Annotated in this window: 17 protein-coding genes and 1 pseudogene; all 18 read left to right on the forward strand. The window is 35.6% G+C overall.

Features of this window, described 5'->3' with window-relative positions; translation table 11 throughout:
• Position 1: 1 nt before the first annotated feature.
• Positions 2-664 carry a GDSL-type esterase/lipase family protein gene (locus tag FF52_RS05510; protein WP_008463661.1) on the forward strand — a complete coding sequence of 221 codons (663 nt, stop codon included), beginning with the start codon at positions 2-4 and terminating at the stop codon, positions 662-664.
• 29 nt (positions 665-693) lie between these two features.
• The gene (locus tag FF52_RS05515; RefSeq protein WP_008463664.1) at positions 694-1,896 is read left to right on the forward strand and encodes an AGE family epimerase/isomerase; all 1,203 of its coding nucleotides are present in this window, start codon (positions 694-696) and stop codon (positions 1,894-1,896) included.
• Between the two features lie 33 nt (positions 1,897-1,929).
• Positions 1,930-4,950, forward strand: a complete 3,021-nt coding sequence (locus FF52_RS05520; protein ID WP_008463665.1) for a SusC/RagA family TonB-linked outer membrane protein — start codon at positions 1,930-1,932, stop codon at positions 4,948-4,950.
• Positions 4,951-4,954: 4 nt separating this feature from the next.
• Complete coding sequence (locus FF52_RS05525) at positions 4,955-6,799, forward strand: RagB/SusD family nutrient uptake outer membrane protein (protein ID WP_008463666.1); 1,845 nt, start codon at positions 4,955-4,957, stop codon at positions 6,797-6,799.
• Between the two features lie 93 nt (positions 6,800-6,892).
• The gene (locus FF52_RS05530; RefSeq protein ID WP_008463667.1) at positions 6,893-8,734 is read left to right on the forward strand and encodes a hypothetical protein; all 1,842 of its coding nucleotides are present in this window, start codon (positions 6,893-6,895) and stop codon (positions 8,732-8,734) included.
• Positions 8,735-8,788: 54 nt separating this feature from the next.
• On the forward strand, positions 8,789-9,919 hold the full coding sequence (locus FF52_RS05535; protein ID WP_008463668.1) for a glycoside hydrolase family 10 protein: 1,131 nt from the start codon (positions 8,789-8,791) through the stop codon (positions 9,917-9,919).
• 75 nt (positions 9,920-9,994) lie between these two features.
• Positions 9,995-11,224, forward strand: coding sequence for a hypothetical protein (locus FF52_RS05540; protein WP_008463669.1), 1,230 nt, complete (start codon positions 9,995-9,997; stop codon positions 11,222-11,224).
• A 2-nt stretch (positions 11,225-11,226) separates the two neighbouring features.
• Complete coding sequence (locus FF52_RS05545) at positions 11,227-13,470, forward strand: GH92 family glycosyl hydrolase (protein ID WP_008463671.1); 2,244 nt, start codon at positions 11,227-11,229, stop codon at positions 13,468-13,470.
• Positions 13,471-13,491: 21 nt separating this feature from the next.
• Positions 13,492-15,813 carry a family 20 glycosylhydrolase gene (locus FF52_RS05550; protein ID WP_008463673.1) on the forward strand — a complete coding sequence of 774 codons (2,322 nt, stop codon included), beginning with the start codon at positions 13,492-13,494 and terminating at the stop codon, positions 15,811-15,813.
• 14 nt (positions 15,814-15,827) lie between these two features.
• Positions 15,828-16,709 (forward strand): hypothetical protein, encoded by an 882-nt coding sequence (locus FF52_RS05555; RefSeq protein WP_008463675.1) that lies wholly within the window; start codon positions 15,828-15,830, stop codon positions 16,707-16,709.
• Between the two features lie 38 nt (positions 16,710-16,747).
• On the forward strand, positions 16,748-17,848 hold the full coding sequence (locus FF52_RS05560; RefSeq protein WP_008463676.1) for a DUF4434 domain-containing protein: 1,101 nt from the start codon (positions 16,748-16,750) through the stop codon (positions 17,846-17,848).
• Between the two features lie 38 nt (positions 17,849-17,886).
• Positions 17,887-19,272, forward strand: coding sequence for a sugar porter family MFS transporter (locus tag FF52_RS05565; protein ID WP_008463677.1), 1,386 nt, complete (start codon positions 17,887-17,889; stop codon positions 19,270-19,272).
• Between the two features lie 43 nt (positions 19,273-19,315).
• Positions 19,316-20,578 (forward strand): MFS transporter, encoded by a 1,263-nt coding sequence (locus FF52_RS05570; protein ID WP_008463678.1) that lies wholly within the window; start codon positions 19,316-19,318, stop codon positions 20,576-20,578.
• A gap of 218 nt (positions 20,579-20,796) precedes the next feature.
• Complete coding sequence (locus FF52_RS05575; RefSeq protein ID WP_008463679.1) at positions 20,797-21,816, forward strand: LacI family DNA-binding transcriptional regulator; 1,020 nt, start codon at positions 20,797-20,799, stop codon at positions 21,814-21,816.
• 31 nt (positions 21,817-21,847) lie between these two features.
• The gene (locus FF52_RS05580) at positions 21,848-22,975 is read left to right on the forward strand and encodes a serine hydrolase (protein WP_008463680.1); all 1,128 of its coding nucleotides are present in this window, start codon (positions 21,848-21,850) and stop codon (positions 22,973-22,975) included.
• Between the two features lie 388 nt (positions 22,976-23,363).
• The gene (locus tag FF52_RS23590) at positions 23,364-23,516 is read left to right on the forward strand and encodes a hypothetical protein (protein ID WP_157498519.1); all 153 of its coding nucleotides are present in this window, start codon (positions 23,364-23,366) and stop codon (positions 23,514-23,516) included.
• 53 nt (positions 23,517-23,569) lie between these two features.
• Positions 23,570-23,824, forward strand: a pseudogene (locus FF52_RS05585) (family 10 glycosylhydrolase); the annotation flags it as partial.
• Between the two features lie 36 nt (positions 23,825-23,860).
• Positions 23,861-26,816 (forward strand): serine hydrolase (locus tag FF52_RS23100; RefSeq protein WP_008463684.1); only part of this gene is annotated, 2,956 nt, incomplete at its 3' end.

A 26,816-nucleotide genomic window follows, 5' to 3' on the forward strand; every position in this document is an offset into this window, starting at 1 on the left:
AATGCTCAAAAGTTTTTATGTTTTCTTTTCAACTGTTTGTATGGGACTTTTTGCTCAAGAAAACAAACAGATTTTTCATAATTATTTCTATGACCAGCGACGTTCATTTTTTGAGTCAATGCCAACAGATAAAAACGAAATTATTTTACTAGGTGACAGTATAACTAATTGTGCAAATTGGGAAGAAATTTTTCCAGATAAGAAGGTAAAAAACAGAGGAATTTCTGGTGACATTACGTTGGGAGTTCTAGACAGAATGGATGAAGTTGTAGGATCTAAACCTAAAAAAGTATTTATCCTGATAGGAATAAATGACATTGCCCAAAAGATAAGTCCTGAAAAAATTCTAGAAAATTATCAAAACATAATACTTAAACTAAAAAATGATAGCCCTAGAACGAGAGTTTATATTCAGAGTATTTTGCCCACAAATGATGAGTTTGATACATTCAAAAATCATCAAGGAAAAATGCAGATGATAAAGGAAATCAATATTGAATTAGAAAAGTTAGCTAAAGAAAATAAGGTTGAGTTTATAAACCTTTTTCCATATTTCTTGGACCAAAATGGAAAGCTGAGCAAATCTTACACAAATGACGGACTGCATCTTTTAGGGCCAGGTTATTTGTTATGGGCATCTATTATAAAAAAATACATTGAGTAGAAATAATAAACTTTTAAAATATAGTGTAAATGTTAGAAACTAATAATGATATCAAATTTGACCAGCTTCAGAATACAGATTTGAGTCAATACGCAGACTTATATAAAGATGAATTATTAAAAGAAGTTATTCCGTTTTGGGAAAAATATTCAATTGATAATCAGTTCGGCGGCTATTTTACATGTCTAGACAGGCAAGGTAAAGTATATGATACTGATAAATTTATTTGGCTTCAAGGTAGGCAAGTCTGGACTTTTTCTATGCTATATAATAAAGTGGAGAAAAAACAGGAATGGCTTGATATAGCGCTTCATGGGGCAAAATTTTTATTAGAAAACGGAAGAGACGAAGAGGGAAACTGGTATTTTTCTTTAAATCAAAAAGGAGAACCTTTAGTGATTCCGTACAACATATTTTCAGACTGTTTTGCAGCAATGGCTTTTGGCGAATTATACAAAGCTACGAATGATTCTTTACATAAAAAAGTTGCAGTTGATACCTATAATAATATTCTGGCGAGACAAAATAATCCAAAGGGAAAATGGAGTAAATCATATGGCGGAACAAGAGAATTAAAAAACTTTTCTCTTCCTATGATTTTATGCAATCTGTCTCTACTGTTGGAAGAAGCAATTGGAAAAGAAGTTGTAGATAAGATGATTCCGCCTCTTATTGAAGACATTATGACTAATTTCTTAAACAAAGAGCATGGCATCATCATGGAAAATGTTGGAGCAAATGGCGCTTTTAGTGACAGCTTTGAAGGAAGAATCATCAATCCTGGCCACGGAAATGAATCAATGTGGTTCTTGATGGATATTGCTGCTAGATACAATAAACCCGAATTGGTTAAGCAGTGTGAAGAGATTTTAATAAAAACGACAGAATTTGGCTGGGATAAAGAGTTTGGAGGAATTTATTATTTCTTAGATATAAAAGGCCACCCGACACAAGAACTACAATGGAATCAAAAGTTATGGTGGGTTCATATCGAAACCATGATTTCTTTTGCGAAGGCTTATAAAATGACAGGCAGTGAAAAAAGCAAAGAATGGTTTATAAAGCTTCACGATTATACATGGAATCACTTTAGAGATGAAAAATACAAAGGAGAATGGTTTGGGTATCTAACCAGAGAAGGCCAGCCACTTCTTGAAGCAAAAGGAGGAAAATGGAAAGGATGTTTTCATGTTCCACGCGGGCTTTACGAATTATGGACAACTTTAAAATAAACTAATTAATCAAAAACCAAATTATTATTAACTATGAAAAAAGGAATATTATTCTTCATGTTTTGTTTGCTCTCGCTGTTGGCTGAGGCACAGACAAGACAGTTAAAAGGGGTGATTACAGATTCTGACGGCATGCCGCTGGTAGGAGCCAATGTTTTGATCCAAGGGTCGAAAATAGGAGCTTCGACAGATTTTAACGGAAGTTTTCAGTTAGATGTACCCAACCAAAAAACATTATTGGTCGCAAGTTATATCGGATTTAAAGATATGACGGTAGATGTTACAGGTAAGACTTCTGTAAAAATACAAATGCAATCTGTTACAAACCAAATGCAAGAAGTTGTTGTAGTAGGATATGGCACTCAGAAAAAAGGAACCCTTACTGGTGCGATTGGGACTATAAAAGGAACTGAACTAAACAAACGAACAATTGCTTCTATGTCAACAGCTTTGCAGGGAACAATTGCCGGAGTTACTGTACAACAAAGTTCAGGAGAACCTGGAAATGATGGCTCTAATATCAGAATTAGAGGTATTGGTTCTGTAAATTCAAGCACATTTCCATTAGTTTTGGTAGATGGTATTGAAATGGATATAAACCAGGTAGACATGAATACGGTTGAAAACGTTTCTGTTCTGAAAGATGCTGCTTCTGCTTCTATTTATGGATCAAGAGCTTCAAATGGTGTTATACTTATTACAACAAAAAGAGGAAAAGATGGAAAAATGAAGGTAAATCTAGATGCTTATACTTCTATCCAGTCACCTACAAATATGCCAGTTGTGCTAAAAGCGGCAGATTATCTTCAAGCTGAATTGAACTCTTTTGATAATGCTGGAATTACTATTCCTGCAGACCAAAGAGCTGCAAGAGAACAAATGATTGCAGATCAAAGAGCTTACAAACCAGATAATTGGAACAGATATGACACAGATTGGAAAGATGCCACTATCAAAAAGAGTGCTATCATGACTAACAATAATATTTCCTTATCTGGGGGAGGAAAAGATATTAAATATTTTGGAGCCTTAACGTCTCTTAAACAAGATGGTTTAATTGAAAATAATAATTTTAAGAGAATCAATGTCAGACTAAATACTGATGCAAAAATCAATGAGTGGTTAAAATTAAATAATGAGATATCATATAGAACTTCTACTCAAGTTACACCTGGGATTTCAACTCCAAAAGGAATTATAAATAAAGCACTATACATGCTTCCGACACTTTCTGCGGTTAAAGAAATTGATGGAAATTGGGGATATGGTAAAAATGGTGACAACCCTGTAGCTAATGCGGAAGCTTCAGGAAGCCAAACTATTGAAAGACCTGAGATTTTGTTAAATGCGACTTTAATAGCAACTCCAAAAGACGGATTAGAATTATTAGCGCAGTATAGTTATAGAAAAACAGAAAACAGAGGTACATTTATTACCACTCCTTATCTGACTTCATTAAAAGGTGTAGTTCAAGGTTATTATCCTGCCAGAGATGGTGTTACAGAAGCTTATAGTGCCAATGTGCGCAACTATTTTAGAGCGCAGGCTTCCTACTCTAAAAAGTTTGGAGAACATGATTTTAAAATAATGGCAGGAACTCAAAGTGAAAATAATATTTTGAAAGACATCAGTGCTAGTAAAAATGGTTTTGAACTGGAAAGGTATTATTTAATAAATGGTGATGGAGCTACTGCTTCTGCGACAGGTGGAGCAACAGAATGGGCAATGTCGTCTTTTTATGGAAGATTTAATTATGATTTTGCAGGAAAGTATCTGTTTGAAGCTACAGGACGTTATGATGGATCTTCTCGATTTGTAGAAGGGAAGCGTTGGGGATTTTTTCCATCATTTTCTGCAGGATGGATGGTTAGTAAAGAGAAATTTATGGAACCGATCTTAGATTATGTAAGCGACTTTAAGCTCAGAGCATCAATTGGAACTTTAGGAAATCAGGATATTGGTAATTATCCCTATGCATCGACCATACAGCCTGGATACAGTTATTGGCTTGATAAACAATTGGCTCAAGGTGTAGCACAAACTACATTATCTAATCCTAATATTACATGGGAAAAATCAAAACAAATCAATTTTGGTCTTGATGCAACTTTTTTCAACAGAAAACTTTCTGCCACTTTAGACTATTATATAAAAGATGTTTATGATATGCTTTTAGTTTATCCTGTTACTTATTACACAGGTCTTAATGCAACTTACACCAATGCAGGAGATATGCAAAATAAAGGTTGGGAGGTTAGTTTAACTTATAAAGATCACATGGGTGATTTCAATTATAGTATCACCGGAAATTTAAGCAACAATGAAAATGAGATCACAAAACTATACGGGCCGAATTCTGATAGGTCAGTTACTGTGGGATATCCAAACGGTGGAATCTGGGGTTACAAAACAGACGGATATTATGTAGATGCTACCGATGTGGCCAATTCTCCTAAATTATCCAACTCAGCAAAACCAGGTTATGTGAAGTACGTAAAAATGGATCCAACGGGTGCAAATCCAACACTTATTACAGAAAATGATAAAGTATATTTAGGGGATCCATTCCCTCATTACGAATATAGTGTTAACCTAACAGCAAATTACAAAAATTTTGATCTTACGTGCTTTTTCCAAGGAGTCGGAGAACGTAAAGTTTTAATGAGCGGTATTGGAGTAAGGCCATTCTTTAACGGATCAAATTTATTTGCACATCAGGTAGATTCTTGGACACCAGAAAATCAGGATGCAGCTTATCCAATTTTAATGCCTGAAGCCAACTCAGCCGATAATTTCGTGGCTTCGGATAAATGGGTTAAAAACGGAGCTTACTTAAGGTTGAAAAATGTTGTTTTAGGATATAGCATTCCAAAAACATTTTTAGAAAAAGCACATATTGATGGTCTTCGCCTTTATGTAAGCGGACAAAATTTATGGACTTTAAGCCATTTCTTCCCGGGTTATGACCCAGAAGCAAGTTATGGTGGAAATTTAGGAGGAGAGTTTTATCCAATCATGCAGACGGTAACAGTAGGTGCTAACTTAAAATTTTAACGAGATGAATTTAATTAAAAAAACAGTTATAGGATTAAGCCTTATCATTGGGTTAGGATCTTGTGATGATTATATAGAAAAAGAACCATTGAGTGATTATTTATCCTCAAACTTTTATAATAGCGAGGGTGCAATTAGACAAGGTACAAATGGGTCTTACCAAAGTTTATACATGGAAAGTAGCCAGTTGCCTTTTTTTACGCTCTATGATATGTACACTCCAATGGGAATCGAAAGAGCTGATAATAGCTCGATTGGGGTAAATAATGTGAACCTAGAAAATAACTTTATAGTAGAGGCGCAATGGGCTAATTTTTATAAAGGAGTGGCAAGAGCAAATACGGTTATTGAAGGTTCTGCGCCTTATATTGATGGTTTAAGCGATAAAGCAAAACAATATGTTGCAGAAAATAAAGTAATTAGAGCAACACACTATCATTACTTGGTTTCTTTGTATGGAGATGTGCCTTTTTTTACTAAGTCTGTTACGCCAGAAGAGCAAAAAAACGCAACAAGAAAACCTTGGATGGAAATTGTTGACTATTTATTGAATGATCTTGAAGAGGCTAGTACACAACTTCCTTGGCAAGCTACAGAATTTGGACGTATGGATAAATCTTATGCATTAGGTTTAAAAGCTAAAATGGCTTTATATGCAGGATCTTGGTGTAAAGAAGGTTTCGGTCAAAAAGGAACAAAAGATGCGGCTAAAGCAGCATACTATTTTGATATAGCGGCACAGACTTCAAGAAGAATTATTCAGGAATCTGGAAGAGCATTGGCGCCAAATTTTGATGATTTGTTTACGAGATCTGGACAGCTTACGGGTGCAGCGAAAAAAGAAAATATTTTCGCGCTTTCTTATTCAGACCAAGCATCAAAAAAGACGCATTACCAGTCATTTGGTGAGATGGCGAGAACGGTGGGAGGGCAGTCAGGAAGATTCCCAACGCAATTATTGGTGGATACTTTTGAGATGTCAAATGGAAAAAGAATCGATGAGCCAGGTTCGGGCTACGATCCTAAAAATCCTTTTGCAAATAGAGATCCGCGTTTAAAAATGTCTATTTACACACATAAATCAAATATCATTGCCAATAATGGAGGTGTAAAGCTAAATATTATTATGGAACTGTATAAGCCGACTACTTTGTCATTTGATGCCGCAAATAATTCTACATCAATTACAAATTTAGATTATACAGGATCTGTGGCACAATACGGTTACATACAAAGTGGTGTTGGATATTTATGGAGAAAATACAATTATTTTAATGACGAGATTGTTTCTGAGCCTTCATATAATATCTTAATGATGCGTTATGCAGAGATTTTATTAATGTATGCGGAAGCAAAAATCGAATTGAATCAAATTGACGCGACTGTAACAGGCGCAATCAACGAAGTAAGAGCGAGAGTTAACATGCCAGCTACGACACTTACAGATCAGGCAAAATTAAGACAATTGGTTCGCAGAGAACGCAAAGTTGAGCTTATCAGAGAAGCAGGTTTACACTTCTTTGATATGAGAAGATGGAGAACAGGAGCATTGGAAAATGCTGAAAAAACATACGGTTTCCCAATTGCAACGGGAGTAAATGCGGGTACAAATACGTATCCTGACGGTTATAGTCAAGTAACTCCAGATATGGTTCCAACTTATGGTACAGCAGGCTCTGAAAGAGATTTGAATGACTTAGCATTATATGGTGCTTATGGAAGCAAACTGCGCCAGAGAGATGCGGACAGGCCAAATAACTGGAATGATAAATTCTATTTATGGCCGATTCCTCAGGTTGAAAGAAACAAAGCGCCTCAGCTTACGCAAAATGATGGTTACAGTCAATAATTGTTTCCTTTAGAAATTAAATTATTGTCAAATAAATTAAGCGAAGATTGACTTTTACTGGTTAATCGAAGTAAAAAATATAAACATAGAGAAATGAGAAAAATATTTTATTTGCTTATGAGTCTTATTCTATTGTCCTCATGTGACGATAGTTTTAAAGACGATCGCAGCTATCAATCGGCCAAAATTGTAGCCGTTAAATTGAATAATGTTTTATACAACATTGCGCAGAATGATATGAATGAGGCAAAGGTTATTTTGCCAGCTGGTACAAACCTTAAAGATGTTAAGACAGAGATTCTAGTGTCAAATGGAAGCGTTGTTAGTCCAGCGAATAATGTCAACCGCGATTTGACAAAACCAATAGATGTAAACATTTATGGACAAGATGGACAAAGCAGTGTTTGGAAACTAATTGTGCAGTCACCTCCAAGTTTAACAAGCCTGACCGTGGTAGGATTGCCAATTCCGAAAGAAAATATTCATTTTGGAAAAACATCTATAATCGTTCAGGTTCCTGTAGGTACTGATATTACTAAGTTGGCTGTTTCATATGAATTTAATAATGGAACTTTAAATAATTATGTTAATGGCACAGTAAAAGATTACTCGTTTAATCTGCCAAGTAAAGCGCCATTTAAGTTAGAAGTTTTAGGTGTTGACGGAACTACAATCTACAAGTACGATGTGGTATTTACCTCTGAGCAAGTAGGTCCTGCAAAAATTAGCAGTATGGTAATCAATGGAGATACTACTTCTGAAATTATTATAGTCGATGCAACTAAAAACATCGTACAGCCAGTAGTGCCGTACCTTACTAATTTTGCTGATGCAACTGTTGTGATTAATGTTCCATTTGGAAACACCATAGATCCAGCTTTTAAAGGAACAAATGTGAATACATTAGCAGGATTTAAAGTAAAAATTACAGGAACAGATGGAATCGAGCGTGAATTCACTGTGAAAAATCCTTTGATTAAAAATTCTCCAATTTTAGAAAAATCGCATGCTGATTTTGGTTTTTCTGCAAATGCGGGTTCTTCGGCTGGATTTAGTGGCAATGCTATCGTGGTAGCTGCACACCAATTACCTGCAGCTTTGCCTGGGACTACCGGTTTATTCGGAATTTATGCCTATGATTTTGCGGGGAATTTAATTAAGAGCTTAGACAAAGGGGCTACCCCATTATTTGATGGAGGAGCCGTAACGGGAATTCGTAAATTGGCTACCGATGATAATGGTAAAATTCTTGGGGTACAATTAGGTGCTGGTGCTGGAGCAACAACAAACTTAAACATAGTGAAATGGAATTCGATCAACGATACGGCTCCAACCAATTATATTACCTTTTCTCAAACTAGTTTAGGACTAGCTTACCCTGCGCGTAGTGCTGGTATCAACATAAAAGGTTCATTAGATGGTAATGCCGTAATTACTGTGCCTGTAGCGGGGAAAATGGATGTATTGGTGTGGACCGTAACTAACGGTGTGTTGAACCCAACCCCAACAAAACAGGCCTTAGCTTATTCAGGAGTTCCAGCAAACTACTACAGTGTTCAACCTGATGAAACAGGATTTGTTGCTGCTACAGCAGGAACAGGACACAATGGTTTGGCTCTTCTAGGAAGTTCTTTTACAGAAATTACTAAATCTTCTTCTGGAAGTGCCACTTCAGATTGTAAAACTATTACCTATAAAAGCAGAAAATACTTGACTTATGTTGCACAAGTTGGTGGAAAACACGTATTCCGTATAGTTGACTATACAACAGCAAGCACAGTTGCTTTAGATTCACCAATAATGGAAATTACGGGACCAGCCGTTGCAAACGCAAATATCACTGTAGATGCTGATTTTGCAGTAATAAATGGAAAACTGCATGTATTGTATTATGGTACAAATGATAAATTAGCAGTTTACAAATTAGAACAATAAAGATTTGGGAGATTTTCTTTGAGAAAAGAAAATCTCCTTTTAAAAATAAAAAAAATGAAGAAAATATTAATCTTATCTATTGCCGTATTATCTTTTGCCTGCAATAGTGAAGAACCGCCAAAAGTATATCCAAACAATCCGGTTCAAACCACAAAAGGTATAAAGGGCGTTTGGGTCACCAACGTTGCTTCAACGGCATTAAGTTCTTTAAACGCGATTAAAGAAACGGTACAGACCTGTAAAAAATCGAACATTACAGATATTTATGTAGTAGTTTGGAATAAAGGAAGGACACTTTACCCAAGTGAAATTATGAATAAAGAATTCGGTATTCCAATTATGGAAAGTTACGCAGGTAGAGATCCGTTGCTGGAAATGATTACCGAAGCACATAAAGAAAAACTGAAAGTTCATGCTTGGTTTGAATATGGTTTTGCTGCTTCAAATGGTCAGCAAGGTGGTGTGATTCTACAAAAATATCCACAATGGGCGGCTAAAGATGTAAACAAAAACTTATTGGTTTCTTCCAGTGGTTTTGAATGGATGAATGGTATCAATCCGGATGTTCAGAATTTTATGAAATCTCTAATTTTAGAAGTGGTAAAAAAATACGATGTTGACGGTATTCAAGGGGACGACAGACTTCCAGCAATGCCAATTGCAGGAGGTTATGATGATTATACTGTGCAACTTTATAAAACAGAAAAAGGGGTTAATCCGCCAACAAATGAAAAAGACCCAGCATGGCAAGATTGGAGAGCTAATAAACTGACAGAATTTTTAGGAGATTTATACAAAGCAGTAAAAGCTGCTAAGCCTAACGTTATAGTTTCTATGGCTCCAAGTGTGCATCCGTGGGCGAAGGATAATTATTTGCAAGATTGGCCAACTTGGTTGGATAAAAAATATTGCGATTACGTAATTCCGCAGATTTACCGCTACGATTTTTCGGCCTATTCGCAGACATTAAAATCACAGGTTTCTTATATTAAGAATAGTGCAGACCGCTCAAAGTTGTATGCTGGAGTTTTAATTCAATCTGGAACTTACAATGCTTCAAATCAGTTTTTAGAGCAAATGGTAAACGAGAACCGAAACAATTATGTAAGCGGTGAAGTATTTTTCTTTTTTGAAGGATTAAAATACAATTCAGAGTACTTTACGACAAAATACGCTTCTAAATAAATATTAAAAATATTACTGCCAAAATCTATTTTTGGCAGTAGTATTTATCTAAACAGTTAGCAGAAAAACATCATTATGCACCAGATAAAAAAGATACAACTATTTTTTGCACTCATTTTTATAATGGGCTTTACTGGTTTTGCACAAAAACAACCTTTTGCTTTTTCTTCAAAAAAATCAAGAGAAAATCTGCTTATCAAATTGCAAGACTCTATAATCAATAAGGAAGCCGAAGCTTATCTAAATTTTAATAAAGCTATAAATTGGAACAGTTACGCTTGGGCAACTTCTTTCTTGATGGATAATTCAGAACAGAATTTTAAAGTTTTAAAAAAAGCGCTGTCAAACTACAGACAATTATCAAAACACGATTTAAAGAAAGTTTTTGAATCGGTATATGCTTGTTTTCCAAATGATTTTGTTTTAGAGATGACTGATATTACAGAAAATGAAACTGAAAATGCTTCAATCTTTGCAACATCAATACATTATTTGGTTCAAAATAAAAAAGAGGTCGAACAGCTTATAAAAACAAAATTTATTGATAATGATAGTCCTGTAATTCAGGCATTGCGTAATGAATTAAAACCTGAATATAAATCAGTCTCTATTTCTGATCTGATTCAATTAATACGATACAATGCCACTAAAAAAACAAAGTTTTTATACTCTATCCAGCATAAAAACAGAGATTTGCCAGGCAAAGTTTTTATTCAGGATGAAAATGGATTTTTAGTAAAAGAAAACGGAAAAATTGTTTTAGTGGATCAATTGGCAAGAAGCGCAACCAATTTGCCAATGTATATTACAAACGGCAACACGCCGACAGGTTTGTTTAAAATTGAAAGTCTTGCCAAGTCTGAAAATGTTTTTATTGGACCAACTTTGAGTTTTGTTACATTTTTACCTTTTGAATGTGACGCTTCGGTTTTTTACAATAATGATGAAGAGGATTTTCTATTAGAAGATTATTTACAATTTTTTCCAAAAAAACTGCAATCGAATTTAAGTGTACAACAGGCATTTTGGGCAGGAAAAGCAGGACGGAGTGAGATTCATTTTCATGGAACAACCATCGATCAGGAAATATACAAAAAACAGATTTTCTACGGACAAACTCCTTCTATGGGCTGTTTATGTGCAAAAGAAATTTGGGATGAAGAAGGTAATTTAAAAGAAAGTGATCAGCAGAAAATTGTAAATATGTGGCAAAAAACTAAAACAGAGAATGGTTATGCTTATGTTTTAGAACTAGATGAATCTGACTGGAAAGTGTTTGAAAAAAATATAAATATAGTATTATAAAAATGAAAAAAATTGTTCCAATACTGCTGCTTTTTCTATTGAGCTCTTCAATAAAAGTAGCAGCTCAAAAAGCAAAAAATATAACGCAGTATGTAAATCCGTTTATTGGTACTGGAGGCCATGGACATACATTTCCTGGAGCAGTGGTTCCTTTTGGAATGGTGCAGTTAAGTCCAGATACGAGAACTCAGGGTTGGGATGCCTGCAGCGGTTATTATACAGAAGACACGAGTATTTTAGGATTTTCGCATAGACATTTAAGCGGTACTGGAATGACTGATTTTGCCGATATCCTTTTTACGCCTTTTTCGGGTAAATTGCAGTTGGAAAACGGAAGCCTGAAAGAATATTATCCGTTAAACTTTTCGCATAAAAATGAAAAAGCCTCAGCAGGTTTCTATACTGTAAATTTTGATAACGGCATAAAAGCTTCAATGACAGCTTCTACGCGCGCTGGATTTCACGAATACAAATTTCCATCAAAGGAAGCAGGAATTATTGTTGATTTGCATCATAATCTTCATAATCAAAGAGTTTTAGAATCTTCTATAGAAATTATTAGTGATACTGAAATTAGAGGAATGAGACTGACTGAAGGATGGTCTAAAAGAGATTATGTTTATTTTCATGCAAAATTCAATAAATCTTTTAAAGCTCAATTGTATAAAGACAATAAAGCAATATCAGGAAGAGAATTAAAGGCTAATCATATTAAAGTGGTTCTTTATTTTGAAAATCCTGACGAAGTAAGAGTAAAAGTCGGAATCTCATCAGTAGATGAAAAAGGAGCATTCCAGAATCTTAATGCCGAAATTAAGGACTGGGATTTTAATAAAACGAAACAGCAAGCAGAGGAATTATGGAAAAAACAGCTAGAGAAAATTAAAATCGAAGGCGGAAGCGAAGAGCAGAAAACCATTTTTTACACTGGTTTGTATCACGCTTTTATCCATCCGTCAACGTATTCAGATGTAGACAAAAGATATCGTGGGCAGGATCTTAAAATTTACAAATTAGAATCTGGAACTTATTATACAGTATTTTCACTTTGGGATACCTATAGGGCACAAATGCCTTTGATTGATTTAGTCAGTCCATCAAAAACGAACGAATTTATCAATTCGCTTCTGCTAAAATACCAACAGGGAGGTTTACTGCCCATGTGGGATTTAGCGGCCAATTATACAGGAACAATGATTGGCGCGCACGCTACATCTGTAATTGCAGATGCATATACCAAAAATATACGCGGTTATGATACAGAATTAGCCTATAAAGCCATGATGCGTTCGATACCTTATGATACAACGGGAGTTAAAGTAAATCATCCTGCGATTTGGGAATGGCTGATGACAAAAGGAAAATTATACAATCAGGAAATGGGCTTTATTCCGGCAGATAAAGATGTGATTTTTGCTACATCAAGAGGTTTAGAATATGCTTATAATGACTGGGCATTGGCACAGGTTGCCAAAGACATGGGAAAAACGGAAGATTATAAGTGGCTTTCAGAGCGTGGAATGCGATACAAAAAGTATTTCGACAAAGAAACTGGTTTCATGCGAGCTTTAGACAGCAATGGAAAATTTATAGGGCCATTTAATCCTTCATTTTCAGACCATATGAACAGTCCCTACTGCGAAGGAAATGCTTGGCAATGGACGTGGTTTGCACCTCAGGATGTTCCAGGATTAATAGATTTAATGGGCGGTAAACAAACTTTTGAGAAAAATCTCGATGCTCTTTTTAATACCACTGCAAAAGTGGAAGGTTCAGAAGCCTCTGCAGATATTTCGGGATTAATTGGGCAATATGCACATGGAAATGAGCCAAGCCACCACATTATTTATTTTTATAATTATATCAATAAGCCTTCTAAAACACAAGAATTGGCAGATAAAATCATGAAAGAGCAATACAGAAATGCCCCAGATGGTTTAAGTGGCAATGAAGACTGCGGACAAATGTCTTCTTGGTATATTTTGAATGCAATTGGTTTTTATCAAGTTGCGCCAGGAGATCCTACTTATACTATTTCTAGACCATTGTTTGATAAAGTAACTATTGATTTAGAAAATGGAAAAAAATTGACTGTGAAGACTATAAATAATGCTCCAGATAATAAGTATGTAGAATCTGTGAGTTTGAACGGGAAAACTTTGGACTCATTGTTTTTCAAACACGATCAAATTGCTTCTGGTGGAGAATTAGTTTTTAAAATGACTAATAAAATTTCTAACAAATAAATTGTACGAAAGGATAGTATTATGAAAAAAAATATAATTTGTTTTGTTCTTTTCTTAAATACTTTGATGCTTTCTGCACAAGGGAATAAATGGGATGTTTATCGTACAATTCCATTGGCACAGCAAATAAATGAAATAGAGGCAGTGCCCTTCATTCTCAATTCGGATTCAAAAATATATTATCCAAAAAAGAATGACAATTTAAAGCAGATTGCTCTTTTTTTATCAGAATACATTGGGATTGCAAATGGATTGCAAATTGAAATTTCAACTGAAAGTCCAAAAAAAAATGGTATTGTTTTGCTGGATAATTTCAAAAATGATAATAAGGAGGCTTACACCCTTATAGTAAATCAAAATCAGATTCTAATAAACGGAGCTTCAGGTTCAGGAACTTTTTATGGAATTCAGCTTTTGCGCAAAGTATTGCTGGAGAATGAAACTAAATCACAGATTGAACTTCCGGCTGTTGAAATTACAGATTATCCAAGATTTGCTTACCGTGGCATGCATTTAGATGTTGCGCGTCATTTTGCATCAGCAGAATTTGTGAAAAAGTATATTGATTTATTGGCTTTGCACAATATCAATACATTTCATTGGCATTTAACTGACGATCAGGGATGGCGAGTAGAAATTAAAAAATATCCAAAATTAACTCAGATTGGGGCATTTAGGAACGAAACTCAAGTAGGAAAACAAGTAGGCGTTTATGACGGGAAGCCACACGGAGGATTTTATACGCAAGAACAGATAAAAGAAGTTGTAGCTTATGCGCAGAAACGTTTTATAACGACTATTCCCGAAATTGATTTGCCGGGTCATATGGTTGCGGCATTAGCATCTTATCCAGAATTGGGCTGTGCTGGAGAAGGTTATGAAGTGTATAAAAAATGGGGAGTTTCAGATGATGTTCTTTGTTTGGGAAATGAAAAGACTTTTACTTTTTTAGAAGACGTTTTTACCGAACTTATTCCGATTTTTCCTGCAAAATTTTTTCATATCGGAGGCGATGAATGCCCGAAAAAGAGATGGGAAAAATGTCCTAAATGTCAAACAAAAATTACTGAATTGGGATTAAAAAAAGACAGCAAACATTCGGCTGAAGAAAAATTACAGAGTTATTGCATGTCTAGAATTGAAAAATTCTTAAATGCAAAAGGAAAACAAGTAATAGGTTGGGACGAAATATTGGAAGGCGGTATTGCTCCCAACGCTACGATAATGTCTTGGAGAAGTACTCAGGCAGGTATAGAAGCAGTTAAACAAGGTCATAAAGCGATTATGACCCCAAGTTCCCATGTTTATTTTGATTATTACCAAAGTACAGATGCAGCTTCTGAACCTTTAGCAATTGGAGGTTTCACAAATCTTGAACGAGTTTATTCTTTCGAACCAATTCCAAACGGATTGACTGAAGATGAAAGAAAATTGGTTATTGGAGCACAGGCAAATGTTTGGAGGGAATATATTAAGAGCGATGCACAAACAGAATATATGGTTTTGCCAAGACTTGCTGCTTTAAGTGAAGTAGTTTGGACAAATGCAGATAAAAAGAATTATGGGAGTTTTTTAAATAGGTTATCAGATTTTTTGAAAATCTATGATAAGCTGAAGTACAATTATGCGAAACATATTTTAGAAGTTTCCCCAGAATACAAGGTAGATACAGAAAATGGTCAATTGATTCTGAGCTTAAAAACTTCAAGTAAATCTCCTATTTATTATACTTTAGATGGCTCAGAACCAACTTTGCAAAGCAAAAAGTACAGTGAAAGCATAATTATTAATAGCGCTGTAACTGTAAAAGCAGCAGTTATTTCTGAAAATTACAAGAGTAAAATTTTTACCAAAAAGTTCGAATTCAACAAAGCTACGGCAAAGCCTATTGTTTTAAAAAATGAGCCTGTTGATCGTTATCGCTTTAATGGCGGAAAAACATTGGTTGACGGAAGAACAGGAACAACGGCTTTTAGTACAGGAGACTGGATTGCGCTGTACAAAGACGATTTTGAAGCCACTATAGATTTGAAATCTTTACAGCAGATAAAAGAAGTCAGCATGAACACGTTTACCTCTCCAAATGACTGGATTTTTGGACCTAAACAGTTTCAGGTTTTAATTTCAAAAGATGGAATAAATTTTACTCCTGTTCATAGCCAAGATTTAAAAATTGCAGAGAAAGGCGATGGTCCAAAGATTACAAACTTAAAAGCTGTTTTTACTGAGCAGGAAGCAAAATATGTAAAAATTAAAGCTCCAATTTTTGAAAAAATTCCAGAATGGCATTATTCAGCAGGACAGCCGACATTTCTATTTGCAGATGAAATTACAATAAACTAACACCATAAAAAAGCATGAAAAAGAGCCATTTAATTCAAATATATGCACTTTCGTCCATGATTTTTCTGGCTAGCTGTACAGAAAGCAATTCGCAGTCAAAACCGGCTGTAAAAGCGAGCATAGAAGAGCAAGTAAAAACCAAATTTGAAAAAGAAATTTTGCCTGCCCCTTCAAGTCCTTGTTTTGCAGGAGCTTATTATAGAAAAGCATATTCGAGCAAAGATTTTTGGCTAGGAATTGGAGGGACAGTCACGCTTCCAGTTTTGACATACGATCTCTCAAGAATAAATCCTAATAAGCCGGGAGCATATTTAGACAATGCATCAGTATATCTAGGAGGAAACTCAGATGATCAGGAAACAGATATCGGATTGACTTGGGAAGTAATCCGCGAAGCCGATGGTTCTGTTAGTAAAGAGCATAAAGCCTTTCGTCCATTTTTGCGCCGTACAGGTTATAAATCTGGTCAAACAGCATTATACATGAATGCACCTGCAGAACCTGCTTATTATTGGTATCCTGGAGAAACGGTTACCATTAGCATTCAATTGATAGAATCTAAAAAACTAAAATTTATTGTTGAAGGCGCTGGCAAAAAATACGAGCAAATCTTTGATGTAGATGGTTACGAACCAACATTTATGGCACAATATAAACGTGTAAATGCAATCGATCAGGTAGCAAATGAAGGAAAACCAGCCCAGCGGACTACAGCAAAAGTGACAGGAGCAAAGTGGACTGAAACCTTTTTGTATCGTTCTGTAAATGGAAATGTTGTAAAAGCACCAATGCATACGAAACGCTTTACAGATATGCAATGTCCGGCAAAAAGTTACTTTAATTTGAAAACTTTTGGTGAAAGCGGAGAATCAATTGATATTTTTGGTTCTAAATAAAAAAAATAACTACTAAGCTATAAAAAAAACATAAAAAAATGAAAACCAGAAGAGATTTTTTGAGTCAATTGGGATTAGGAGCAGCATCTGCAGTGAGTATTCCATTATTGAGTTCTTTTGAGAGTGATTCGTCTATAAAAGACGTTGAAAAACCAGAAATAATTACAGAAGAGCGCCCGGAATTATTAGTTACGCAGGGAAATGCATTGCGTATTACAGGGACTTTTTTAGATGAAATTTCACATGATATCCCGCATCAAAACTGGGGAGAAAAAGAGTGGGATAGAGATTTCGCCCACATGAAAGCTATTGGCATCGATACCGTTATCATGATTCGTTCAGGCTACAGAAAATTCATTACCTATAATTCAGATTATTTAATCAATAAAAGAGGTTGCTACAAACCAGGCGTCGATCTTTTAGATATGTATTTGCGTTTGGCTGACAAACATAAAATGAAATTTTATTTCGGATTATACGATTCTGGAGTTTATTGGGATACAGGCGACATGACGACTGAAATCGAAGCCAATAAATTTGTTATTGAAGAGGTATGGAAAAAATATGGTCATTACAAAAGTTTTGCTGGCTGGTATTTAAGCGGAGAAATCAGTCGTAAGACCAAAGGAGCAATAGAGTCATTCAGAACTTTAGGTCAATTATGTAAAGATGTTTCTGGAGGATTGCCAACATTTATGTCACCTTGGATTGATGGTAAAAAAGCCGTAATGGCAGCATCAGGTAAATTATCAAAAGAAGATGCAGTTTCGGTTCAAGAACACGAAAAAGAATGGGGTGAAATTTTTGACGGAATAAAAGGTGCGGTTGATGCTTGTGCATTTCAAGATGGCCATATTGATTATGATGAATTAGATGCTTTTTTCTCGGTCAATAAGAAGCTGGGAGATAAATATGGCTTAGAATGCTGGACCAATGCAGAAACTTTTGATAGAGATATGCCAATTAAATTCTTCCCAATTAAATTTGAAAAACTAAGATTAAAGCTTGAAGCAGCACAGAGAGCAGGATATCAAAAAGGAATTACTTTTGAGTTTTCGCACTTTATGAGTCCGCAATCAGCTTATTTGCAAGCGGGACATTTGTACGATCGTTATAAAGAATATTTCGGAATTAAATAAAGATTATAGTTTTAATTAACCAAAGCAACCACAAAAAAATGAATCAAAAAGAAAATTTTAAATATATAATCTTCCTTTCCATAATAGGTGCCATTGGCGGATTTCTTTTCGGTTATGATGTCGCAGTTATATCCGGAACTATTGAGCAGGTGTCCAAACAATTTGCGTTAGATAATGTTTCAACTGGCTGGTATGTGGGCTGTGCATTAATAGGATCTATTATAGGGGTTGCTTTTGCAGGAAAAATATCAGACGTTTTAGGTCGTAAATGGACGATGCTTCTGGCAGCAACTTTATTCACAATTTCGGCAGCAGGCTGTATGTTTGTAAATAGTTTTGAAGCTCTTATCTGGGCTAGAATACTTGGCGGAATGGGAATTGGGGTAGCTTCTGTTGTATCTCCGTTATATATTTCTGAGGTTTCTCCGGCGCGTTTCAGAGGAACATTGGTAACACTTTATCAATTGGCTATTACAATTGGTATCGTTGCCTCTTATTTTGCCAATGCAAAAGTTTTAAGCTGGTCTACCTCGGGGCAGTTTGATGCACAATGGGCAAAGGTTATTTTTCAGACAGAATATTGGAGAGGGATGTTGGGATTGTGTGGCGTACCTTCTTTCCTGTTTTTCCTGATTATATTTTTTATTCCAGAAAGTCCGAGATGGCAGATTTCTAAAAATAATCTGGTGGCAGCCGAAAAAACATTAACGCAATTATTTGGTTCTCAAGAAGCGAAAGAGCAGATAGAGAATACTCAAAAAAGCATTTCAAATAAAGAAAAATCAGACTGGAGAATTCTGTTCCAACCGGGTTACAGAACCGCTTTGTTTATCGGGATGAGTCTTGCCATTTTAGGACAATTCATGGGAGTGAATGTGATTTTCTATTATGGACCAATTATCTTTAAAGAAGCAGGAATGGCATCTCAGGGATCTTTAGATTTCCAGATTGTAATAGGTGTTGTAAACGTTTTATCTACCGTTTTAGGAATGTATTTGGTAGATAAAATCGGAAGAAAACAATTGGTATATGTAGGTGTAACGGGAATGTTTGCCATGCTTATTGCCATTGGAGCTTATTTCTATTTAGGATTCAATAATCCAAATATTCTGCTTTATTTAATTATTGGTTATATTTTCTTCTGCGCGATTTCAATCTGTGTGGTAATTTGGGTATTAATATCAGAAATGTATCCGGTGAAAGTGCGTGGATTGGCAATGTCAATGGCAGGTTTCTCTCTTTGGATAGGATCTTATCTTATCGGACAATTAACGCCGGTATTATTAGAATCGTTAAGTCCTGCAATTTCGTTTTGGATTTTTGCCGTAATGTGTATTCCGTATTTATTAATAACTCGTTTCTATGTTCCTGAAACGACAGGAAAATCCTTAGAAGAAATTGAAGATATCTGGATTGCACATTAAAATCTGTACACACTTACTATAAAACTATCAAACCCATAACTATATGAAACTCTTTTCAAAGCTTCAGACAAAAGAACCAAAGTCAATTTTAAATGCTGCCGTTATTGTGGCTGCTTTAGGTTATTTTGTTGATATATATGATCTTTTGCTATTCGGAATTGTCCGAACAGATAGTTTAAAAGATTTAGGATTAACGGGTGATGCCATTAGAGATCAAGGAGAATATTTAATTAGCATGCAGATGTTCGGAATGCTCTTTGGCGGTATTTTATGGGGAATTTTAGGAGATAAAAAAGGAAGAATCTCGGTTTTATTCGGTTCTATTTTGATTTATTCAGTTGCCAATATTGCAAACGGAATGGTCGACACAATTGGGGCGTATGCTTTTTGGAGACTCATTGCAGGAATTGGTCTTGCAGGAGAACTTGGAGCAGGGATTACACTTGTAGCTGAATCTCTTCCGAAAGAAAAACGTGGTTACGGAACTATGATTGTAGCTTCTGTAGGAGTTTCTGGCGCTGTTGCCGCTTATCTTATTTATGAAATTTTTCAGGACTGGCGTTTATGTTATTATGCAGGAGGAATTTTAGGAATTTTGCTATTGTTTTTAAGAATCAGTATTACTGAATCTGGAATTTTTAAAAGAGTTCAAGAAAAAAAGGAAGCAAAAGGCGATTTCTTGTCGCTTTTTACCAATAAGAAAAGGTTTTTTAAATATATCAATTGTATTCTTATCGGGATGCCTTTGTGGTTTTTAGTTGGTGTATTAATAACGTTTTCTCCTGAATTTGCGAAAGCATTAAATATACCGCAAGCCGAGACTATTGAAGCTGGAAAAGCGATTGCTTTCTGTTATGCTGGTTTGGTTTTTGGAGACATTGCCAGCGGACTTTTAAGCCAATGGCTAAAAAGCAGAAAAAAAGTAATGTACTGGTTTCTTATATTTAATCTTGCAATGATTTTTGTATATCTCCTCGCTGACGGGATTTCAACAACAGTATTTTATTCACTTTGTTTAGTAATGGGGGCATCTGTAGGCTATTGGGTTTTGTTTGTTACAATTGCGGCAGAACAATTTGGCACCAATATTCGTGCAACGGTTACAACTACTGCACCAAATTTTGTCCGTGGTTCATTGCCTTTAATCATATTGGTTTACTCATACTTTAGAGATTACATCTTTGACGGCGATATTATTTGTGCTGGAATGGTAGTGGGCACTTTGTTGTCATTGATTTCATTATTGGCATTATCGCAGTTGAAAGAAACTTTTTATGTAGACTTAGATTATTCTGAAAAAGCATAATAAAAATTTGATGTTAAATTATTTCATTAACCAATTTGAGTGATTTAAGGGTTTGGTTACCAATGCACTAGTTGGATTCGATAAAGCGTTTTTTAGTAAATTCAGTTTGCTTGTAGATTATTGATGAAGATTGTTTTTGTGATAATTTAATGAAAAAGGAAGGTAGGAATGCCTTCCTTTTTAATATTGCTTATACTAAAAGATTTAACTGATTTTAAATGAAAAGTAAACCAGTTTCTATAAAAGACATTGCTGATCAATTGAATATTTCAATATCAACGGTTTCTTTCGTGCTAAATGGAAAGGCGGAAGAGAAACATATTTCGAAAAAATTGACGCAAAAGGTATTGGAGTACGCAAAATTGATAGGCTATAAGCCAAATCAAATTGCGCAGAGCCTTAGAACAGGAAGATCAAAAATTTTAGTCTTCATGGTTGAAGATATTTCAAGCAGTTTTTTTTCAAAGCTTGCTAGGATTTTTGAAGACATGATTTATAAGAAAGGATATAAGGTTATATTTTGCAGTAATGAAAATAATGATCAGAAGTCGAGAGAACTTATAGATTTGTTTAATTTTCGACAGGTTGATGGATTTATAATTGTTCCTTCTCCAGGTATAAAAGATACGGTCGAAGATCTTATAAATTATAATATCCCAGTTGTTTTGATGGACAGATTTTTTGAAGATTTGCAATGCAATTATGTTGGTATTGATAATGTTAGAGCATCAAATGATGCGGTTTTGCATTTAACTAATAACAGTTTTAAAAATATTGGTTTTATTACAACAACTTCAAACCAGTCTCAAATGAGAGATCGTCTGAATGGCTATGATAAGGCAATTTTCGAATGTGGGCTTAAACCAAACATCCTTCAAATTCCAGAAAATGAACTTGCAGAAGCAAAAGAATATATACGGGATTTTTTTGTTAAAAACACTTATTTGGATTCTGTTTTTTTTTCAACTAATTATCTTGCACAAAGCGGATTGGAAGTTTTTAAAGAAAATGATTATGTTTTATTGAAAAAACTCGGCATTATTTCTTTTGAGGATCATGATATGTTTAGATTGTGCCCAACTTCTATTAGTTGTGTTTCTCTGCCGCTTTCTGAGATTTCTGCCAAGCTGATGGAAACAATGTTGTCTCTTCTAGAGAATAGGAATGAGGTTAAATCATTTCAAAAAACCATATTAAAAACTGAATTGATTATTCGGGATTCATCTTTATCTAAATGATTTTGGTGGTTCTTTCTAAAAATAAACCTTTATGAAAAGATTCTTCTTATTAGCGTGCGTTCTATGTTTTTTTTCAGGCTGTAAATCTGTAAAAAATGATCCGATAAAAAAGGTTCTTAGCAGTAATAATGATGCCATAAAAAAGGTTGCCGATCAACCGGAGCACTTTGAACTCCAAATTATATACACTGCTGTAAAAAGAAAAAACAACGGAAAAGTTATTTTAACAGATTATAAATATAATGTAGACGCTTCAAATTATTATTATCCGGCAAGTACGGTTAAACTTCCGATTGCAGTTTTAGCTTTAGAGAAGCTCAATGGGATGAAAAATGCTGATGCAAATACAGTTTTTGCTGTTGGTGATGGCGAGACGAAATTTTCCTTCGCGGATGATTTGCGTAAAATTTTTGCCGTAAGCTCAAATGAAGCTAGCAATGACTTTTATGAATTTATGGGGCGTGACTATATTAACAGAAAAATGAAAGAAAAGGGGCTGAAACAGGTTCGAATTTCCCATCGTTTATCGGCCGCAAATTCAGGAGCATCCCAAACCAAAAAAATAGCTTTCTATAATAATGGTGAGGAAGTACTCATTCCTAGCGTTAGAGATAGCGCAATCGTATCTTTAAAACTAAATAAAATATTGAAAGGCAAAGGATATTACGAAAACGGTAAATTGATTAATTCTCCTATGGATTTCAGCAGAAAGAATTATCTGTCTTTGGAAACATTGCACGGCACGATGAAAAGAGTTGTTTTCCCAGATAATTTTCCAAGAAAAAAACGTTTCGATCTGTCAGCAGAAAACAGAGAGCTTCTTTTGTATAATATGCAGAATTTGCCTAGAAATGCAGGATATGATCCTAAAGAATACTATGACGGATATTGCAAGTTTTTTATGTTTGGCGACACGAAAGAAACAATTCCCGACAATATAAAAATATATAATAAAGTAGGAGATGCATATGGCACACTGATAGATTGTGCTTACATAGTAGATGAAATTAATAGAATTGAGTTTATCATCAGCGCAACTTTACTGGTTAACGAAGATCAGATCTTCAATGACGATAATTATGATTATGATGAAATCGGACTGCCTTTTTTGGCAGAATTAGGACGGGCTTTTTATAGGCTAAATTTAGAGAAATTTTAGGTTTATTTTGTTTTGCGTTATTTTGCATGTTTTGTTCTTTGGACATTAAAAATTTTCAGTTCAAATTTTATTTTGTCTTTGCCTCTATTTTTGAATAATGTTCACAATTTCTATCGCAATTTTCCTTTTACAGTCTGCTTAAGATTATAAAGTAGTAATTTTCTTTAATATTATTCTCTTTTAAATTTACTGCGTAAATATTTTATTAACAATTGTTAAAGTCTTTTTGAAAAGAAAAAGCTTTGTGTTTGCTGGAGTTAACGCATTATTTTATGATTAATGATGAATTATTTTGCGTTTTTAAGTTAAAATTTTAAGTATAGTTGCGTGTTTTTGCGTTTTTATTTGTAATATATTTACGATTATTAACCAAAAAACTGCCCAACTTATGAATCAAAAACTACTCAATCTATTCTTTTTAATAGCTATAAACGGCTTTATTTTAGGTCAGGGAACTAATATAACTCCAGGCTGTTCTAATATCGAACCAGAAATAAGTGCAAGCCCCAAAACAGATTTAAGGGGGACTTATTTAATATAGTCTATAATTTGGACTGACCAAGCAATAGGACTGCAACTCCTGCAGTTCAGCAAGCCGAGCTAATTACAATTTTGGATAAATTGGTTCTTACAGGAATCAATAAGGTTTATTTTCAGGTTAGACCGGAATGCGATGCTGTTTATAACTCATCAATAGAACCTTGGTCGTATTGTCTGACAGGAACTCAGGGTGCGCCGCCAAATCCGATTTGGGATCCTTTAAGTTTTGCCATAACAGAATGCAGAAAAAGAGGATTGGATCTACATGCGTGCTTAAACCCATATACTATTATTTGTTTGCTTTCATAATTTGATTTTTAAATAATTAATCGAAAATTTTATGCAATGAAAAAAAAATACACTTTATTACTATTGTTATGTAGCATAATGTTTGTAAAGGCACAAACATTTCAGCAAAAATTGCAAACTGCTGTTACAAACTCATGGTCGGGCAGCGGTCTTCCAGGAGTTTCTGTGGCGGTATCCACTCCCAATTTAGGAATGGTATATGCCTCCGCAGGTATCGGAAATGTATACACGCAATCGTCAATTTTATCGAATACTCAATATAGAATTGCAAGCGCTACCAAAAACTTTACGGCAACATTAATTATGCGATTGCAAGATGCTGGTTATTTTAACATAAATGATAAATTATCTCAACACTTAGTAATTCCCGGTTTACCGAATGGAAGTACAATTACTATTAAACAATTATTGCAACATACTGCTGGTGTAGGGGATTATTTAAATGGAAGCTCGGCTTTTATAAATGCGGCTGTTCCCGACAAAATTTTTACAGATGCCGAAATAGTGGGTTACATTAATAATATGGGAGCATCATTTACTCCCGGTAGTTCTTATGAATATTCTAATGGAGGCTTTTATTTGCTTGGAATGTTGATCGAAAAAAAATTAGGAAAAACATTAGATGTAGCAATTCAGGAATGGATTACTACACCACTTGAATTAACTAATACCTTTATGGATTTTACAAGTACAACGATCAATAAAATTCCAAATTTAGCAGAAGGAACAAGAGCTTACAATTATTCGCCAACATCGGTAAAAGGCGCGGGAGCCATTGTAGCAAATCCTGGCGATTTAGCAAAATATTGTAAAGCAGTATTTGGAGGGAATTATTTGACACAAAGTTCTATAAATGCAATGATTTCCCCTTCTGCGCTTAATTCTGCATATGGTTTAGGAACGCGGCTTTATACTTCTTCAAACAATGTAAAATATCATGGTCATACAGGAACAATCCTAGGATATAATTCTTTTATGTATTATATTCCATCACTAAATGTTTCTGTCGGAATTACTACCAATGCGTATGCGAGTCCTTCTTCATTATGGGATAATATTAAAACAGCAGTTTACAATGTTGTTGAGCAAGAATATCTCAGTTATTGTGCAACAAATAATTGTTTTAATGCCAATGTTCCAGTTCCTACAGCACCAACTGCAGGCCAGGTATATGTTAGTACTCCCGTAAACTTTACATGGGATTCTACAGTTTCAAATGCCGATTACCGCATTCAGGTTTCCAAATCGAATGCAGGGTGGAACGATACGGACGGATTTACATCTGCAGCAGCGCCAAACAGCACAGTAGTGGTGAATGATGTGGTAAATACGGTAAAAACGTATTCCTGGAATGCGACAAGCGCAGCAGTTGCCGAATCGCCTATTGGAGGAAATGTTTACTATTACACAATCAGAAGCTATAGCGCAGCAACGGGAACTTCAAAATATTCGGCTCCCGTGAGTTTTACTCCAAAAAGCGCCGGCTGCACATTGCCGGGCTCAACTTCAATTACGGTTGACAATCTAGCGGCGACTTTAGTAGGGGCCTGGACCTCCACTTCAGCAACAGCAGGATATATAGGTACGGATTATATTCATGATGGCGATACTGGAAAAGGGACAAAATCGGCGACTTTTACCCCTTCAATTCCTCAAAGAGGGAAGTATGAGGTATTTATCAACTTTACGGCTGGCACAAACCGCCCGGCAAACGTTCCGGTTGATATCATTCATGAAAACGGAACAGCTACAGTTACGGTAAACCAGCAGATCAATAATGGAACTTGGGTTTCACTAGGACGATACAATTTCAGCGCCGGTTCCGCAGGCAAAGCTGTGATCCGCACAGCAGGCACGACAGGAGTTGTCATTGCAGATGCCTTTAAATTCACCTTTATTGACTGTCTGCCTGAAAATACGGCTCCAGCAGCCAGTTTTATGCCAACAGCTGCCGCAGTTTGTGAAGGGCAAACGGTAGCCTATACCAGCACTTCTGCAAATGCAACTTCATACAGCTGGTCGTTTCCGGGAGGAACGCCAAGCACAAGCACTGCAGCAAATCCAGTAATTACTTATAACACGGCAGGAACTTACGATGCAAGCTTAACGGCTACAAATGCAATAGGTTCTGACACCAAAACAGCAGCAGGATTGGTGACTGTAAATCCTGCAGCAACTGTCGTAGCTGGATTCACAGCCCCTTTGACAGAATTGGCAATTGGAGAGAGCATAACGCTGACAAATACTTCAACAGGAGCAACTGCTTACGCTTGGACTTTCCCTAACGGTTCTCCTTCGGCAAGTACAGCTGCAAATCCGTCAGTAAGCTTTACAGCTGCAGGTTCAAAGACTGTTACATTAGTAGCTTCAAACGCCTGCGGAAGCAATACCTACACCATGACATTTTGTGTGGGGTCAAATACTACAACAGCTTTGGAAACTTTTGAAGCTTCTGCCGGAAGATTCACACAAGCTCCAACCACTTCAGGTTCTACGGTGGGTATTGCAGCGGCCTCTACCTTGGCAAGAGCGACAGACAGCTTTAAAAACGGAACAGCGAGCCTAAAAGCAGTTTTATATGACAATACATCAGTTGCTACAGATTGGCTGGTGCGACTGCTTTCAGGGGGAGGAACTCCTGCAAACAATCAGGCTTTTGTAGGGAACCAGGGCTCTTTCGGCTTTTGGATGAAAACCAGCACTGCAAATGCCGGAGCGACTGTTACGGCTTGGATTGATGATGCTGACGGATTGGAAGAACTGCCTCCGCAGGCGATCATAAACAACGGAGCTTGGAATTATTACGAATGGTTTTTGCCAACTGCGGCAGGAACAACAATTACGACAGGAAACGGAACCGTTAATGGCGCTTCTGTAACTTTAGATGCGATTGTGATCAAACAAAGCAATACGGCAAACACCATGACAGTTTGGATCGATGATATCCAGCACAATTATATTTCTGGATGCTCCGGAACCAGAAAAATGCTGG

The sequence above is a fragment of the Flavobacterium sp. F52 genome, from assembly GCF_000278705.1.
Lineage (GTDB): Bacteria > Bacteroidota > Bacteroidia > Flavobacteriales > Flavobacteriaceae > Flavobacterium > Flavobacterium anhuiense.

What these genes read in the sequence shown, in the direction of transcription:
- FF52_RS05570 (WP_008463678.1), top strand. Translation starts at nt 19,316, where the DNA reads ATGAAACTCTTTTCAAAGCTTCAGACAAAAGAACCAAAGTCAATTTTA.
- FF52_RS05510 (WP_008463661.1), top strand. Translation starts at nt 2, where the DNA reads ATGCTCAAAAGTTTTTATGTTTTCTTTTCAACTGTTTGTATGGGACTT.
- FF52_RS05545 (WP_008463671.1), top strand. Translation starts at nt 11,227, where the DNA reads ATGAAAAAAATTGTTCCAATACTGCTGCTTTTTCTATTGAGCTCTTCA.
- FF52_RS05560 (WP_008463676.1), top strand. Translation starts at nt 16,748, where the DNA reads ATGAAAACCAGAAGAGATTTTTTGAGTCAATTGGGATTAGGAGCAGCA.
- FF52_RS05525 (WP_008463666.1), top strand. Translation starts at nt 4,955, where the DNA reads ATGAATTTAATTAAAAAAACAGTTATAGGATTAAGCCTTATCATTGGG.
- FF52_RS23590 (WP_157498519.1), top strand. Translation starts at nt 23,364, where the DNA reads ATGAATCAAAAACTACTCAATCTATTCTTTTTAATAGCTATAAACGGC.
- FF52_RS05550 (WP_008463673.1), top strand. Translation starts at nt 13,492, where the DNA reads ATGAAAAAAAATATAATTTGTTTTGTTCTTTTCTTAAATACTTTGATG.
- FF52_RS05530 (WP_008463667.1), top strand. Translation starts at nt 6,893, where the DNA reads ATGAGAAAAATATTTTATTTGCTTATGAGTCTTATTCTATTGTCCTCA.
- FF52_RS05515 (WP_008463664.1), top strand. Translation starts at nt 694, where the DNA reads ATGTTAGAAACTAATAATGATATCAAATTTGACCAGCTTCAGAATACA.
- FF52_RS05575 (WP_008463679.1), top strand. Translation starts at nt 20,797, where the DNA reads ATGAAAAGTAAACCAGTTTCTATAAAAGACATTGCTGATCAATTGAAT.
- FF52_RS05520 (WP_008463665.1), top strand. Translation starts at nt 1,930, where the DNA reads ATGAAAAAAGGAATATTATTCTTCATGTTTTGTTTGCTCTCGCTGTTG.
- FF52_RS05555 (WP_008463675.1), top strand. Translation starts at nt 15,828, where the DNA reads ATGAAAAAGAGCCATTTAATTCAAATATATGCACTTTCGTCCATGATT.
- FF52_RS05580 (WP_008463680.1), top strand. Translation starts at nt 21,848, where the DNA reads ATGAAAAGATTCTTCTTATTAGCGTGCGTTCTATGTTTTTTTTCAGGC.
- FF52_RS05540 (WP_008463669.1), top strand. Translation starts at nt 9,995, where the DNA reads ATGCACCAGATAAAAAAGATACAACTATTTTTTGCACTCATTTTTATA.
- FF52_RS05565 (WP_008463677.1), top strand. Translation starts at nt 17,887, where the DNA reads ATGAATCAAAAAGAAAATTTTAAATATATAATCTTCCTTTCCATAATA.
- FF52_RS05535 (WP_008463668.1), top strand. Translation starts at nt 8,789, where the DNA reads ATGAAGAAAATATTAATCTTATCTATTGCCGTATTATCTTTTGCCTGC.